Consider the following 13,621-nt stretch of genomic DNA (forward strand, 5'->3'; position numbering starts at 1 on the left):
CGTTGCCCACGGCAGCCGACCGGTAGAGCCGACTTCAGTCGGCTACCTTGCCCACGGCAGCCGACTGAAGTCGGCTCTACCCATCCAATCCCCAGCCGACGGAAGTCGGCTCTACCCGGTCGGCTCTACCGGCCGACATCGCAGCGGGCTTAAGCCAGCGGCGGCAGCAGCCCGGCGCCCAGCCGGTTCCATGCGTTGATCACGGCCACCGCCATGCTCAGGTCGCTGATCGCCTGCTCATCGAAATGCGGTGCCAGCGCATTGAACGCGGCATCGGACGGGGCACCGTCGGGCAGCCGGGTGAGGGCCTCGGCCCAGCCCAGGGCCGCGCGCTCGCGTGCATCGAAGAAGCGGCTCTCGCGCCACGCCGCAACGGTATCCAGCTTGCGCGGTTCGACGCCAGCTTTCCGCAGCGCTGTCGCGTGCATGTCCAGGCAGTAAGCGCAGCCGTTGATCTGCGAGACGCGCAGGAACACCAACTGCTGCAGCTCACTGTCCAAGGGGCTGCCATGGACCGTACGGCTGACCGCCAGCAGGCCGTTATAGGCGTCGGCCGATAGGCGGGTGTAGGGAACGCGCGGGGTGGTGTGACTCATGTCAAAGCTCCAAGGGCGCGCCGGAATGGCCGCCTCTCATGCCAAAGACGCGTCGCCACCGCGCGCTGTGACAGCCCCGCGCAATTTATTTGGATTCAGCACGCTGTACACCGCACTGATGCGATCGTCTTCCACCACGATGGTGGTGACCGACTGCAGCCGCGTACCGTCGAAACGCAGGATGGCCGGCTCGCCGTTCACTGTCCCCAACTGCGCCGGCAACGCACCACCGCGACGCGCGATCGCCCAGTACAAGCGACCGATGCGTTCGGCGCCGAGCAGGGGGCGGATACCGGCGGTAACCAGGCCGCCGCCATCGGAGACATGCCGGGCGTTGGCATGCAGCAAAGCCTGGATCGCCTCGCTGTCGCCGCGCTGGGACGCGTCCAGGAAGCGCGCGAGCAGGCGGCGATGCTGTCCGGCATCGGCGCTGAAGCGGGGCCGGCCTTCCTGCAGGCGCCTGCGCGCCCGATGCACCATCTGCCGGCAGTTGGCTTGGCTGTGCCCCAGCAGGGCGGCCACCTGCGGGTAGTCGTGGTCGAAGACCTCCTTCAGCAGAAAGGCCGCGCGCTCTTCGGGGGCCAGTTGCTCCAGCAACGCGAGGAAGGCCAGTGATACGTCTTCGGCCACGGCATGCACCTGCGCCGGATCGGGCTCAGGTGGCAGGTCGAGGGCGATATGCAGGGGTTCGGGCAGCCAAGGGCCCACATAGTCCGTGCGTTGACGCTTGACGACGCGCAGGCGATCCAGCCCCAGCCGGGTGGTAGCGGTCACCAGCCATGCCAGTGGATCGACGATGTGCGCATGATCGGCGCCGGCCCAGCGCAGCCACGCATCCTGCACCACGTCCTCGGCATCGGCACGGCTGCCCAGCAGGCGATAGGCCAGCGCCAGCAGGCGGGGGCGGTGCTCATGGAAAGCGGATTCGGTGCTCATGGACCCAGGACGCGGCGGCGGCATGCGGTGTGACAGCCATGGCGGCAAGTGAAGCACGGTTCGCGTTTGCGGGATGGCGGGAGTCGGCTCTACCCGCGGCGCGAACGGTTGAAGCCACATGCGCGGGCGCGCGGGGGTAAAATGGGCGGATTACCCCGCCAGCCCCCAGCAAGCGAGCAGCCCGTGACATCGATCAAGCAGGAAGACCTCATCCAGTCCATCGCCGACGCGTTGCAGTACATTTCGTACTACCACCCGGTCGACTACATCAAGAGCCTGTCCGCTGCTTACGAGCGCGAGGAATCGCCGGCGGCCAAGGAAGCGATGGCGCAGATCCTGATCAATTCGCGGATGTGCGCCGAGGGCCACCGGCCGATCTGCCAGGACACGGGCATCGTCACCGTATTCCTGGAAATCGGCATGAGCGTGCGCTGGGACGACGCCACGATGGGCGTGGAAGACATGGCCAACGAAGGCGTGCGCCGTGCCTACAACCATCCAGACAACAAGCTGCGCGCTTCGGTATTGGCTGATCCCGCTGGCAAGCGCACCAACACCAAGGACAACACTCCGGGCGTGGTGAACGTCAAGGTGGTGCCGGGCAATACGGTGGACGTCATCGTCGCGGCCAAGGGCGGTGGCTCGGAAGCGAAGAGCAAGTTCGCGATGCTCAATCCCTCCGACTCGATCGTCGACTGGGTGTTGAAGACGGTGCCGACCATGGGCGCTGGCTGGTGCCCGCCGGGCATGCTCGGTATCGGCATCGGCGGCACGGCCGAAAAGGCGATGCTGTTGGCGAAGGAGTCGCTGATGGAGCCGATCGACATCAACGAACTGAAGGCACGCGGAGCGTCAAACCGCGCCGAAGAGCTGCGCCTTGAGCTGTTCGACAAGGTCAACGCGCTGGGCATCGGCGCGCAGGGCCTGGGCGGCCTGACCACGGTGCTGGACATCAAGGTCAAGGACTTCCCGACCCATGCGGCGAACCTGCCGGTGGCGATGATTCCGAATTGCGCGGCGACCCGCCATGCGCACTTCACCCTGGATGGCAGCGGTCCGGTGATGCTGGACCCGCCATCGTTGGCCGACTGGCCGCAGATCACCTATGACGCATCCAAGGGCACGCGCGTTGACCTGGATACGATCACCCCGGACGACGTGGCCAGCTGGAAGCCGGGCCAGACCCTGCTGCTCAACGGCAAGCTGCTGACCGGGCGCGACGCAGCGCACAAGCGCATCGTGGAGATGCTGGACAAGGGCGAGCCGCTGCCGGTGGACCTGAAGGGACGCTTCATCTACTACGTCGGCCCGGTGGATCCGGTACGCGACGAAGTCGTGGGCCCAGCCGGCCCGACCACCGCAACGCGGATGGACAAGTTCACCCGTCAGGTGCTGGAACAGACCGGCCTGCTGGGCATGGTGGGCAAGGCCGAGCGCGGCCCGGCGGCGATCGAGGCGATCCGTGACAACAAGTCGGCCTATCTGATGGCCGTGGGCGGATCGGCGTACCTGGTGTCCAAGGCGATCAAGGCTGCCAAGGTGGTGGGTTTCGCCGACCTGGGCATGGAAGCCATCTACGAGTTCACGGTGGAGGACATGCCGGTGACCGTGGCGGTGGATTCCACCGGCGAATCGGTGCACATCACCGGCCCGCGCGAATGGCAGGCCCGCATCGGCAAGATCCCGCTCGTGGTGGTGTAAGCCACCACGCCCGCAATGCGCGTGCATTCCACGGTAGCGCCGAGCCACGCTCGGCGAGCGCAGCGGCCTCGCGGCAAGGATCCGTACGGTAGCGCCGAGCCATGCTCGGCGAGCGCAGCGGGGTTTTTGCAGACCCGGGGGAGCCGACTGAAGTCGGCTCTACCAGGGCGGCTCTACCCGCCAGCACTCAAAGGATGTCCAGCACCCGTTCCGGCGGGCGACACAGGCGCGTGCCCTTGTCGGTGATCACCATGGGCCGGTTGATCAGGCGCGGATGGGCGGCCATTGCCGCCACCAGAGCAGCTTCGTCCGCACCGGACAGGCCCAACTCGGTGAACAGCGGTTCCTTGCTGCGCACCAGTTCCAGCGCGCCCAGCCCGGCATCGTCGAGCACCCGGCGCAACGTCGCCGCATCGGGCGGTGTCGCCACATAGTCCACGATGACCGGCTCCACGCCGGCATCGCGGATCAGCTTCAACGCACCGCGCGAGTTGCCGCACGCCGCGTTGTGCCAGATCGTCACCGCCATCAGAACCATTCCAGCAGCGACACACCCACGCCGATGTAGGTGGCCTTGTGGTTGTAGTCGATCATGCTCTCGCCATAGCCGTCGAACACCTGCACATGGCCGCGCAGCAGGTTGCTGATGGGGAAGCCATAATCCAGCTGCAGCGCACCGTGCGAGCGGTCGCCGCCGCGCAGCGAGTGGCGGGCCAGCAGCGCGACCTCGTGGCCCTTGTGGTTCCAGACCAGGGTGGCATCGCCACGGCCCATGTAATCTTCGATGTCCGGATTGTTGTCTTCGCTGCGCGACTCGGGAATGCGGTACCACGGACGCAGGGTCAGGGCCCAGTTCTCGCGGTCCAGGCCGACACTGACGATCACCCGGTTCCAGCTGCGCGAGAACGGATCGGAGCGTCCATTGGACTGATGGTTGACGCCGATCGTGCTCATCCGGCCACGCCAGCCGCCGATGGAATAACCGTTGCGGAACACGGCCATGACCTCCGGCTCATAGTTCGTTTCGCGGAACGGTCGCGAGTTGTCTGCGTTGTAGGCCTGCCAGCGCGAGCTCTGCGTGTAACCGGCCCAGATATCGCCGTTGTCGCCGAACAGGTTCTCGACGATCTTGGTCTTGAAGCTGAGCTGGAACTTCAGCTCGTTGCTGTCCAGCAGCTGCGGCGTGGTCACCGTGTTCGCCGGGTTCGGCGACTGCGGCATCAGGTTCTTGTCGCTGGTCCAGAAGGCGGGCAGCAGATAGACCGGCTTGTAGGCGCGCAGCTGGAAGGGGCCGAGCTTGGAAGCCTCCGCCAGTTCCCAGCGGCTGTCCAGCAGCGAGCCGCGACCGGCATTGGCCACCGCTTCATCGTGCGGGGCGGGGCGAAACAGATCGCCCACGCGCGAGCGGATCTTTTCCTCGCCCTCGCTCACCCGCACGGTCTGGCGTTCTTCGCGACGGTCCTGCTTGGCCGCTTCGGCAGCCGCGTCGGCCTGCGCGGTGGTTTCCTGGGTCGGACCGAACAGCTGGTCATAGCACGCAAGGCGCGCGGCATCGACGGTGATGGCGGCGCAACCGGTGGGCGTGGTCGCTGCAGAGGAAGTGAACTCCTGCGCGGCCAACGGCGCGCTGGCCATGGCGAGCACCAGCGGGGCGATGCGGGGAAAGGGAGAGGTGAGGGTCATTGCTGCGGGCCCTTGCCCAGGAGGCGAAGTAAGGAGAATGGGCGACAGTGTGCTGCCTGCGGTGCATGCAGGCCAGTACCGGCGGCGATATGCCCGCCACTATCGTGAGGTGACCGTGAAGGCGGTGCGTTCAGAGGAACCAGGCAAACGCGAACAGGCCCAGCATCGCCACCACCAACGCAAGCTTGAGCGCGAGGCCCAGCAGGATACCCAGCCAGGTGGACAGCCCCACGCGCGTAGAGCGGCCGAGTTCGCGGGTATGCCAGTACTCCCCCAGCAGCGCACCGACCAACGGGCCGAGGAACAGGCCGATCGGCATGAAGAACAACCCCGCGATGCTCCCGACGAAGGTGCCCCACAGCGCTTTGCGACTGGCCCCCACCCGCTTGGCACCGACGACCGTCGCCAGGATGTCGACCACGAAGGACAGTACGGTCAGCAGGGCCAGCACGAGCAGGGTGGGCCAGCCGACATGGACGAATCCGTCAGCCCATGCGGCAAGCAGCAGGCCGAGAAAGACAAGCGGGATACCCGGTAGGGCGGGCAGGGCAATGCCCGCGATGCCGACAACAACGAGGAGTGCCGCTAGCAGGTACAAGATGAATGAAAGGTCCATGCTTATCCGTAGGGAGGTCGAAATGGTCTTGACACCCGGCAAATCTACCCGTTGCAAATTCGTTTTGCTCGGGTTAAGTTGACCTCGCTGAGCTTGGCAAGGTCACCGTGGATCGTGGCCTGGTGTTGGTGGATCGTCACGAACCGCTGCATCGTTGCACCTCGCTTCCCCCTTGCTGTCAGCCGCCTGCCAGGGCGTATCCAACAACAAGACAGTCAGGGAGTAGGCAAGATGAGTGAGAAGGGCACCGTCAAGTGGTTCAACGACGCCAAGGGCTTTGGTTTCATCAGCCGTGAGAGCGGCGAAGATGTGTTCGTGCACTTCCGTGCGATCGAATCCCAGGGCTTCAAAAGCCTGAAGGAAGGTCAAGAGGTCGAGTTCGAAGTCGTGACCGGCCAGAAGGGTCTGCAGGCGGACAAGGTGAAGCCGCTCTAAGCGCGCACCGCACATCCTGCGGGAGAGACACCAGAAGGGCCCGCTCGCGCGGGCCCTTCTTTGCTTTCATCCGCTTGGAATGCAGAGCAGGCGGACGATCAGCGCAGGATCACGCGGCCATTCACGACGCGAACGTAAGTGTTCTCGCGGATGCCGGCCAGGTCACGCTGGTTGACCACGATGGTGCGGCCGTCGTCCATGCGCACCGAGATGTCGTAGGTATCGCTGGTGACGTTCTTCTGGATCTGGTTGCCTGCCAGGGCACCACCGACCGCGCCTGCTGCAGCGGCGATGTTCTTGTTGCCGCGGCTGCCGCCGGTGTGGTCGGAGATCTCATGGCCGGCAACGGCGCCGACGATGCCACCCAGCACGGCGCCGGTGGCGGTCGGTGCCGCCCGGCCGGAGGCGACGGTGTTGATGCGGGTCACGATGCCGCAGTCCGCACAGCGATTGGTGTTGTAGTTGCCGCCGCTGTTGCCGTAGCTGTTGTTGTTGTTGTAACCGCCGCCGCCGTAACCCGGGGAGGTGGCACAACCGGCCAGGGCGAGCGTGGCAATGGCACTTGCGGCGATGAGCTGGATCTTCATGGTGGTTCTCCTGGCCAGAATGAGGTGGTGGAGCGTCTGGTGCGCGTGGGGGGATCGTCCTGCTTTGAACGTGAACGGAGCGCCAACCACGCCAGGTTTAGATGGCTGGCGGATGAACCGTTTCCGCTTGGCCCCTCGAATGAGCGGGATGCGAGGGAACGCGCGAGCCGCTTTACACTATGCCGATGAATGAATCGATCAAAGAGCGCTTCGCCGGCGTTGAACGGCTGTATGGGCGGGGGGCACTGGAGACGCTGCAGGCACGCCGGGTCGCGGTGGTCGGCATGGGAGGGGTGGGGTCGTGGGTGGTGGAGGCACTGGCGCGGTCGGCCGTGGGCCACCTGACGCTGATCGACGCCGATGACATCTGTGTCTCCAACACCAACCGGCAACTGCCCGCGCTGGAAGGCAACTACGGCCGTAACAAGGCGATCGCGATGGCGGAACGGTGTCGCGCCATCAATCCTGCCATCGACGTGGCCGCGGTCGAGTCGTTCTTGACCCCTGCGAACATGGCGGACCTGCTGGACCACGGATTCGATCTGGTGATCGATGCCTGTGACAGCTTCCGGGTGAAGGTGGAAACCATCGCCTGGTGCCGCCGGCGCAAGCTGCCGCTGCTGACCGTGGGCGCGGCCGGTGGACGCACCGACCCCACCCTGGTGCGCGTGCGTGATGTGTCGCGCACCGAGCACGATGCCATGTTGGCGATGATCCGCAAGAAGCTGCGCAGTGAGTTCAATTTCCCGAAGAACGCGAAGCGCTATTTCGGCGTCCCGGCGGTGTATTCGCTGGAGAACGTGCGTTACCCGCAGGCCGATGGCAGTGTCTGCGGGATCCGGCCGAACCTGGGCGCCGATGCGGCGATGAAGCTCGATTGCGGTGCCGGGCTGGGTGCAGCCACCCACATCACCGGCGCCTTCGCCTTCGTTGCCGTGGCCAAGGCACTGGAGATGCTGCTGGCCCCGGCAAAGCCGTAACGACCGCCGCCATCGGCGGCATGAGCCAGTTGGTGCGATCCGGGCGGCGCGATCCAGGTGGCGCGACCCAGGCGGGGTGATCCGGGCGGCGCGATCCAGGTAGAACCGACTTCAGTCGGCTGCTTAGGGGCGACCGTCCCGGTAGCGCCGAGCCACGCTCGGCGAGCGCAGCGGCAGCGCTGTCACGATCCGCGGTCGGGGCCACGATACGAATCCGCAGGACAGCAGCCGACTGAAGTCGGCTCTACCAGGTCAGCTCTACTCCGTGCCGGTTACACCGCAGGTGGGGCCGAAACGCCGGCCGCCTTCAGCGGCGCGATCCAGGTAGAGCCGACTTCAGTCGGCTGCTCGGGCGACCGCCCCGGTGGCGCCGAGCCACGCTCGGGCGAGCGCAGCGGCAGCGTTGTCACGATATGCGGCCGTGGCCACGATACGGATGCGCGGGACAGCAGCCGACTGAAGTCGGCTCTACCCAGTCGGCTCTATCCAATGCCGGTTACACCGCGGGCAGGCCGAACAGTCGCTGCGCGTTCGCCGTGGTCGCTTCGGCAAGGGCATCGAGCGAAATGCCGCGTAGCGCCGCAATCTCGCTGGCGATGTGATGCAACCGCGCCGGTTCGTTGCGCTCGCCCCGTATACCGCTGTCCGGCTGATCGGGTGCATCGGTCTCCAGCAGCAATTGTTCCAGCGGCATGTTCTGTACCAGGCGGTGCAGCCGCTGCGCGCGGTCGTAGGTGACCGGTCCGCCCAGGCCGAGCAGGAAGCCGGCCTTGTGCAGCAGCGAGGCCTGCTCGGGGCTGCCGGAGAAGCTGTGCACTACACCGCGCAGCCCGCCGACCCGTCGGATGGCGGCGATCACCGCATCGACCGCGCGCCGTGCGTGCACGATCACCGGCAGATCGAACGCGCGTGCCAACTCCAGCTGTCCCACGAAGTACAACTGCTGCTGCTCGCGGTCCAGGTCCTCGATGAAGAAGTCCAGCCCGCACTCGCCGATGGCACAAGGACGCTCGCGCTCGATCCACTCACGCAGCGTCGCCAGATCGGCAGGAACGTGGTCGGCGAGGAAGACAGGATGCAACCCATAGGCGGGGAACAACCCCGCGTCCTGCTGGCAGACCGCCCGCAGCTTCGGCCAACTGGCGGCGGTGACGGCGGGTACCACCTGCTGCCGCACCCCGGCCGCGCGTGCCCTCGCCACTACCGCGCTGCGGTCAATATCGAACTCGCCCGCGTCCAGATGGCAATGGCTGTCGATCAGCACGGTCAGCGCAGCTCCAACGGCGGCGCCGCAGGTTTGCGCGTTTTCCAGCTCGCCAGCAACAGCGTGCCCATGCCCAGCAGGAGTTCGTCGACAAAGGGAATCGGATCGGGCACCACCAAGGTGATCGCAAACAGCCCGGCAGTGAGCTTGAACAGGGTGGGGAAGCGCAGGCGGCGCGCCCAGCCCAGCACGGGCAGCAGCATCGGATTGGCCATCTTGGATTTCCTCGCGGGACAGGCTGCAAACGCTACCACGGCGTCCGGATGGCCGTTTCCTGAATGGGAGGCGGAAAGATAAAGGTCTTGTCGAGATTCCGTTCAGGGAGCGCGTGCTGCAATCCGCATCGTGAACGTTGCGGGTGGTCCGCAAGGAGCAGGTCATGAAAACTACTACTACTACGGTCTTGGTCGCTGCAGGTGCATTGCTGGTCGGTGGCATTGCCACGGCTGCCTTCATGAAAAGCGGCGACAAGAGCCCGGGTTACGTGACCGCCGCCGATGGAACGGTGCTGCCGGACGCTGCGCTGGCCGATGACGGCGCGCGCACCGACGCGCTGGATGTCGATGCCAAGCGCGGTCTGGAATATGCCGACGTGATGAAGGTCGCCCCGATCACCCAGAAAGAAAAAGCCTATGCGACCGTGATCGGGACCGAGGCGGTGCGCCAGACCTCCAGCACCCAGACCCCCCATGAAGTCTGCGAAGACGTCGTGGTGCAGGAACGACTGCCCGAGCGCGACGGCAACGTGGGTGGCACGGTCGCCGGTGCGGTGATCGGCGGCCTGCTGGGCAACCAGGTAGGCGGCGGCAACGGCCGCAAGGTCGCCACCGCAGCGGGCGCCGTGGCGGGTGGCATGATCGGCAACAACGTCGACAAGCGCCACGTCGGCGGTCGCGTGGTCAATCGCACCGAGCGCCAGTGCCACACCGAAACCACCACCTCCGAGTCCAGCCAGGTCACCGGCTACAACGTGACCTATCGCAACGAAGACGGCACCACCGGGACGATGCGCATGGACAGCAAGCCGGGCACCCGGATCGCCATGGGGACCTCCGATGTGGTCAAGGGCTACGACGTGACCTATCGCTACGACGGCGCTGAGAAGACCATCCGCATGAACGACAAGCCGGCCAGCGATCGTCTGCCGGTGGTCGATGGCCAGCTGGTGACCCAGACCGCTGCAGCCGCGAGCAACCACCAGTAACGCGCTTCACTGACCGCGGTCGCTGCAAGGACGAGGCCGGCGCAAGCCGGCCTTTTCCGTATCCAGCGCTGGCCGCAGCCCGCTTGGCAAGGCGGCGCACAGTTGCCAGACTGCCCAGCACGCGCCGGCGTGGCTGGCGGCCCAGAGGGAGTGCAGTGATGGCGGATGAGCGGGTAGGTCTGACAGTCCATGGGATGTCCGTATCGGGCAACTGCCACAAGGTGCGCCTGCTGCTGGAGCAGCTCGGCACGCGCTATCGCTGGGTAGAGGTGGACAGCGCGCACGGACAGACCCACGAGCCCGGGTTTCTGGCGCTCAACTTGAATGCCAAGGTCCCCGTCGTGGTGCGCGATGACGGGCGGGTACTGCCCGAGTCCAACGCCATTCTGTTCTGGTTGGCGGAAGGCACGCCGTTCCTGTCCAGTGATGGCTGGGAGCGCGCACAGACCCTGCGCTGGATGTTCTTCGAACAGTACAGTCATGAGCCATACGTCGCCGTGGCGCGCTTCATCCGCGGATGGGTGGCTGCGGATTCGCCGCGGCATGCAGAGCTGCCGCAGTTGCGCGAGCGCGCGGCGCAGTCGCTCGCCGTGATGGAGCAGCACCTGGCCGGCGCATCGTGGTTCAGTGGCCGCCAGTACGGGATCGCCGACATCGCACTGTTCGCCTATACGCACGTCGCGGGCGATGGCGGCATTTCCCTGCAGGCGTTTCCGTTGATCAGCGCATGGCTGCACCGTGTCCGCGCGCAGCCTGGGTTCGTGCCGATGCCTGCGGTGACGGCCGAGGTGCAGGCGCGGTTCGACGCGCAATAGCCGGGCCGGTCATGGACCCGCCCTGCGCCACGGGCGACAATGTGCAGGTAGCGTCCCATCGCCCTGGGCGCAGGAAGCAGATGCATGTGTGGATTGGCGGGAATGCTGTTGCCGGCACCTTCGATGGAGGCCGGACCCCTGCAGGCGCTGGCCGGGCGGATGGGCGATGCGCTGCTGCATCGCGGACCGGATGATCGCGGTGTGTGGGCTGATGAAGCGGCGGGCGTGGCCCTCGCACATCGTCGCCTGAGCATCCTCGACCTTTCACCGCTGGGCCACCAGCCGATGGCCTCGGCCGATGGCCGCTACGTGATGGCCTACAACGGCGAGGTCTACAACTTCGCTGCGCTGCGTGCCGAGCTGGAGCCGCATGGCCACCCGTTCCGGGGTCACTCCGATACCGAAGTGCTGCTCGCGGCGATCCTGCAATGGGGGCTGGACGACACCCTGCAGCGCTGCAACGGCATGTTCGCCATCGCGCTCTGGGATCGCCACGAGCAGTGCCTGTGGCTGGCGCGCGATCGCGTCGGCAAGAAACCGCTGTATTACGGCTGGGCGGGCAGCACGCTGGTGTTCGGATCGGAGTTGAAAGCGCTGTGGCAGCATCCCGATTTCGACAACGACATCGACCGCGACGCGCTGACCCTGCTGCTGCGGCTGGACTACATTCCCGCGCCGCACAGCATCCACCAGGCGTGCTTCAAGATGATGCCGGGCCGTGTGCTGCGGCTGGATGCGGCCATGGTGGAGGCGGGCGCCTCCGCGCATCGGCCGGAGCAGGCGCAACGTCCGTTCTGGGACGCGCGTGCGCGCATGCAGGCTGCCTTGGCCAACCCCTTCCGCGGCAGCATCGACGACGCCGAACAGCAGCTCGATACCTTGCTGCAGGATGCGGTTGGCCTGCGCATGGTCGCCGACGTGCCGGTCGGCGTGTTCTTGTCCGGCGGCACCGATTCTTCGCTGGTCGCCGCGCTCATGCAGGCGCAGAGCAGCAAGCCGGTGCACAGCTTCAGCATCGGCTTCAGTGATTCGCACCACGATGAAGCGCCGCTGGCCAAGGAGCTGGCCGCGCACTTGGGTTGCGACCACACCGAGCTGTATGTCAGTGGGGCCGATGCGTTGGCGGTGGTGCCGCAGCTGCCGACGATGTTCGATGAACCCTTCGCCGACGCCTCGCAGGTACCGACGGCCCTGGTGGCCCGGCTGGCGCGGCAGGGCGTCACCGTAGCGTTGTCCGGTGATGGCGGCGATGAACTGTTCTTCGGCTACATGCGCTACGTGCGCGCGCTGCGCAACTGGCAGATGCTCGGCCGTGTCCCGGCCCCGCTGCGGCGCTGGCTGTGTGCGCGTTCAACGGGGCAGGGCGAGGCCTCGCGCACGGGGGGGCTTGCGGCATTGCTGGCCGAGACCGGCGCGCGCGGCATCGGCGATGTGTACCGCAACCGGATCTCACGCTGGCGCGACCCGCTGGCTGCCGTGCAGGGTGCCCGCGGGGCAGGGAGTTTCTATGACCTGGCCGATCCGCTGCATGGCGCCGGCACACCCGCCGACGCGATGATGCTGGCCGATTTCGTGAGCTATCTGCCCGATGACCTGCTGTGCAAGGTCGACCGCACCTCGATGGCGGTCAGCCTGGAAGCGCGTGCGCCCCTGCTGGACTGGCGGGTGGCTGAGTTTGCGTGGTCGTTGCCGCTGGCGTTCAAGCGCCAGGACGATGTGAGCAAGGTACTGCTGAAGCGCGTACTGGGACGCTATGTGCCGCAGTCGATGGTGCACCGACCCAAGCGCGGGTTCGGCGCGCCGGTCAGCGACTGGCTGCGTGGCGACCTGCGCCCGTGGGCCGAGGCGCTGCTGGATCCGGGCCGGCTGCAGCGCGAGGGCGTGCTGTCCGCTGCGGCCATCCAGCCGCTGTGGCAGCAGTTCATCGGCGGCCAGCGCAAGTGGCATACCCACCTGTGGAACGTGCTGATGTTCCAGGCGTGGCAGGCGCACTGGCGCGAGACACGCGCCAGCATCGGTGCAGCCTGCCGGCAGGACGGATCTGTGTGACTGCGCGAGCGGGCAACACAGGCCTGCTCGCGTGCCTTCACCCAGCCACAAGGCGGCCGCCACTAGGGTGAAACATCCCCAACGCGAGACCATCCCATGGCCGAGTTCACCATTGCCGTCCTTGTCGGCAGCCTTCGAAAAGAGTCGATCAACCGCAAGCTGGCGCGCGCGCTGGAAAAACTGGCAGCGGGCAAGGCGCGCTTCGACTTCGTGCAGATCGGCGACCTGCCGCTGTATGACCAGGATTTCGACAGCGACTATCCGGCCGAAGGCAAGCGGCTGAAGGACCAGATCAAGCAGGCGGACGCCGTGCTGTTCGTCAGCCCTGAATACAATCGCTCCGTGCCCGGTGTGCTGAAGAACGCCATCGACATCGGTTCCCGGCCGTATGGACACAGCGCGTTCGCTGGCAAGCCCGCCGCCGTGATCGGTGCCTCCATCGGCGTCATCGGGACGGCGGTCGCCCAGCAGCACCTGCGCAACATCCTGGCCTACCTGGACATGCAGGTGCTGGGTCAGCCAGAGGCCTTCCTGCATTTCAAGGAAGGGCTGATCGATGACAACGGCACGATCACCAACGAAGGGACGCAGAAGTTCCTGCAGGACTTCGTCGACCGTTTCATCGCGCTGGTGCAGGTCCACGCCAAGGCTGCCTGAACACCCCTGTCGCGGTCGCCGGCTGGCGGCCGCGATCTGCGATAATGCACCACGCGGGCGTCGCAACGATGCCTGCCATCGGCACCACGACATCGCAG

Annotated in this window: 15 protein-coding genes; 7 read left to right on the forward strand and 8 right to left on the reverse strand. The window is 66.3% G+C overall.

The genetic code is table 11. The features are described from left to right. Nucleotides 1-149: 149 nt before the first annotated feature. Nucleotides 150-596 carry a carboxymuconolactone decarboxylase family protein gene (locus IFT58_RS09660; protein ID WP_192094571.1) on the reverse strand — a complete coding sequence of 149 codons (447 nt, stop codon included), beginning with the start codon at nucleotides 594-596 and terminating at the stop codon, nucleotides 150-152. Between the two features lie 36 nt (nucleotides 597-632). Then, a complete protein-coding gene (sigJ, locus tag IFT58_RS09665) occupies nucleotides 633-1,532 on the reverse strand; it encodes an RNA polymerase sigma factor SigJ (RefSeq protein WP_192094572.1) in 900 nt (299 codons plus the stop codon). A 183-nt stretch (nucleotides 1,533-1,715) separates the two neighbouring features. On the opposite strand from sigJ, the gene IFT58_RS09670 reads away from it, so the two are divergent. Continuing rightward, complete coding sequence (locus IFT58_RS09670; protein ID WP_192094573.1) at nucleotides 1,716-3,233, forward strand: FumA C-terminus/TtdB family hydratase beta subunit; 1,518 nt, start codon at nucleotides 1,716-1,718, stop codon at nucleotides 3,231-3,233. 187 nt (nucleotides 3,234-3,420) lie between these two features. Here the strand turns inward: IFT58_RS09670 and arsC are convergent, their stop codons facing one another. The 3 genes from arsC to IFT58_RS09685 all read right to left on the reverse strand — a co-directional run bounded on the left by arsC (nucleotide 3,421) and on the right by IFT58_RS09685 (nucleotide 5,532). Beyond that, entirely contained in the window at nucleotides 3,421-3,762 is a 342-nt protein-coding gene (gene arsC / locus IFT58_RS09675; protein WP_192094574.1) for an arsenate reductase (glutaredoxin), read from the reverse strand. Then, the gene (locus IFT58_RS09680; protein WP_192094575.1) at nucleotides 3,762-4,916 is read right to left on the reverse strand and encodes a phospholipase A; all 1,155 of its coding nucleotides are present in this window, start codon (nucleotides 4,914-4,916) and stop codon (nucleotides 3,762-3,764) included. The genes arsC and IFT58_RS09680 overlap by 1 nt, the downstream gene beginning before the upstream one ends. Nucleotides 4,917-5,046: 130 nt before the next feature. Next, nucleotides 5,047-5,532: a DUF456 domain-containing protein gene (locus IFT58_RS09685; RefSeq protein WP_192081366.1), complete on the reverse strand. Its 486-nt coding sequence runs from the start codon at nucleotides 5,530-5,532 to the stop codon at nucleotides 5,047-5,049. Between the two features lie 231 nt (nucleotides 5,533-5,763). On the opposite strand from IFT58_RS09685, the gene IFT58_RS09690 reads away from it, so the two are divergent. Continuing rightward, nucleotides 5,764-5,967: a cold-shock protein gene (locus IFT58_RS09690; RefSeq protein ID WP_188326869.1), complete on the forward strand. Its 204-nt coding sequence runs from the start codon at nucleotides 5,764-5,766 to the stop codon at nucleotides 5,965-5,967. Between the two features lie 98 nt (nucleotides 5,968-6,065). On the opposite strand, the gene IFT58_RS09695 is transcribed toward IFT58_RS09690, so the two are convergent. Then, on the reverse strand, nucleotides 6,066-6,554 hold the full coding sequence (locus IFT58_RS09695; RefSeq protein ID WP_192081365.1) for a glycine zipper 2TM domain-containing protein: 489 nt from the start codon (nucleotides 6,552-6,554) through the stop codon (nucleotides 6,066-6,068). 185 nt (nucleotides 6,555-6,739) lie between these two features. Here IFT58_RS09695 and IFT58_RS09700 point away from each other — a divergent pair, with 185 nt between their 5' ends. Then, nucleotides 6,740-7,534 (forward strand): tRNA threonylcarbamoyladenosine dehydratase, encoded by a 795-nt coding sequence (locus IFT58_RS09700; RefSeq protein WP_192094576.1) that lies wholly within the window; start codon nucleotides 6,740-6,742, stop codon nucleotides 7,532-7,534. Nucleotides 7,535-8,030: 496 nt separating this feature from the next. Here the strand turns inward: IFT58_RS09700 and IFT58_RS09705 are convergent, their stop codons facing one another. Continuing rightward, complete coding sequence (locus IFT58_RS09705; protein ID WP_192094893.1) at nucleotides 8,031-8,804, reverse strand: TatD family hydrolase; 774 nt, start codon at nucleotides 8,802-8,804, stop codon at nucleotides 8,031-8,033. Beyond that, nucleotides 8,801-9,013 carry a DUF6116 family protein gene (locus IFT58_RS09710; RefSeq protein ID WP_188327238.1) on the reverse strand — a complete coding sequence of 71 codons (213 nt, stop codon included), beginning with the start codon at nucleotides 9,011-9,013 and terminating at the stop codon, nucleotides 8,801-8,803. The genes IFT58_RS09705 and IFT58_RS09710 overlap by 4 nt, the downstream gene beginning before the upstream one ends. 164 nt (nucleotides 9,014-9,177) lie before the next feature. On the opposite strand from IFT58_RS09710, the gene IFT58_RS09715 reads away from it, so the two are divergent. The 4 genes from IFT58_RS09715 (at nucleotide 9,178) to IFT58_RS09730 (ending at nucleotide 13,523) form a co-directional block, all read left to right on the forward strand. Next, nucleotides 9,178-10,002, forward strand: coding sequence for a glycine zipper 2TM domain-containing protein (locus tag IFT58_RS09715; RefSeq protein WP_274602778.1), 825 nt, complete (start codon nucleotides 9,178-9,180; stop codon nucleotides 10,000-10,002). 158 nt (nucleotides 10,003-10,160) lie between these two features. After that, nucleotides 10,161-10,817 (forward strand): glutathione S-transferase family protein, encoded by a 657-nt coding sequence (locus IFT58_RS09720; RefSeq protein ID WP_192080056.1) that lies wholly within the window; start codon nucleotides 10,161-10,163, stop codon nucleotides 10,815-10,817. 84 nt (nucleotides 10,818-10,901) lie between these two features. After that, nucleotides 10,902-12,866: an asparagine synthase (glutamine-hydrolyzing) gene (asnB, locus tag IFT58_RS09725; RefSeq protein WP_192094577.1), complete on the forward strand. Its 1,965-nt coding sequence runs from the start codon at nucleotides 10,902-10,904 to the stop codon at nucleotides 12,864-12,866. Between the two features lie 96 nt (nucleotides 12,867-12,962). Further along, a complete protein-coding gene (locus IFT58_RS09730; protein ID WP_192080052.1) occupies nucleotides 12,963-13,523 on the forward strand; it encodes an NAD(P)H-dependent oxidoreductase in 561 nt (186 codons plus the stop codon). Nucleotides 13,524-13,621 lie beyond the last annotated feature (98 nt).

The sequence above is a fragment of the Stenotrophomonas sp. CFBP 13718 genome (assembly GCF_014842145.1).
Lineage (GTDB): Bacteria > Pseudomonadota > Gammaproteobacteria > Xanthomonadales > Xanthomonadaceae > Stenotrophomonas.

Excerpts from the sequence above, each read along its gene's own strand:
- IFT58_RS09700 (WP_192094576.1), top strand. The coding sequence starts at position 6,740 with ATGAATGAATCGATCAAAGAGCGCTTCGCCGGCGTTGAACGGCTGTAT.
- sigJ (WP_192094572.1), bottom strand. The coding sequence starts at position 1,532 with ATGAGCACCGAATCCGCTTTCCATGAGCACCGCCCCCGCCTGCTGGCG.
- IFT58_RS09690 (WP_188326869.1), top strand. The coding sequence starts at position 5,764 with ATGAGTGAGAAGGGCACCGTCAAGTGGTTCAACGACGCCAAGGGCTTT.
- IFT58_RS09715 (WP_274602778.1), top strand. The coding sequence starts at position 9,178 with ATGAAAACTACTACTACTACGGTCTTGGTCGCTGCAGGTGCATTGCTG.
- asnB (WP_192094577.1), top strand. The coding sequence starts at position 10,902 with ATGTGTGGATTGGCGGGAATGCTGTTGCCGGCACCTTCGATGGAGGCC.
- IFT58_RS09720 (WP_192080056.1), top strand. The coding sequence starts at position 10,161 with ATGGCGGATGAGCGGGTAGGTCTGACAGTCCATGGGATGTCCGTATCG.
- IFT58_RS09680 (WP_192094575.1), bottom strand. The coding sequence starts at position 4,916 with ATGACCCTCACCTCTCCCTTTCCCCGCATCGCCCCGCTGGTGCTCGCC.
- IFT58_RS09730 (WP_192080052.1), top strand. The coding sequence starts at position 12,963 with ATGGCCGAGTTCACCATTGCCGTCCTTGTCGGCAGCCTTCGAAAAGAG.
- IFT58_RS09710 (WP_188327238.1), bottom strand. The coding sequence starts at position 9,013 with ATGGCCAATCCGATGCTGCTGCCCGTGCTGGGCTGGGCGCGCCGCCTG.
- IFT58_RS09660 (WP_192094571.1), bottom strand. The coding sequence starts at position 596 with ATGAGTCACACCACCCCGCGCGTTCCCTACACCCGCCTATCGGCCGAC.
- IFT58_RS09695 (WP_192081365.1), bottom strand. The coding sequence starts at position 6,554 with ATGAAGATCCAGCTCATCGCCGCAAGTGCCATTGCCACGCTCGCCCTG.
- arsC (WP_192094574.1), bottom strand. The coding sequence starts at position 3,762 with ATGGCGGTGACGATCTGGCACAACGCGGCGTGCGGCAACTCGCGCGGT.
- IFT58_RS09685 (WP_192081366.1), bottom strand. The coding sequence starts at position 5,532 with ATGGACCTTTCATTCATCTTGTACCTGCTAGCGGCACTCCTCGTTGTT.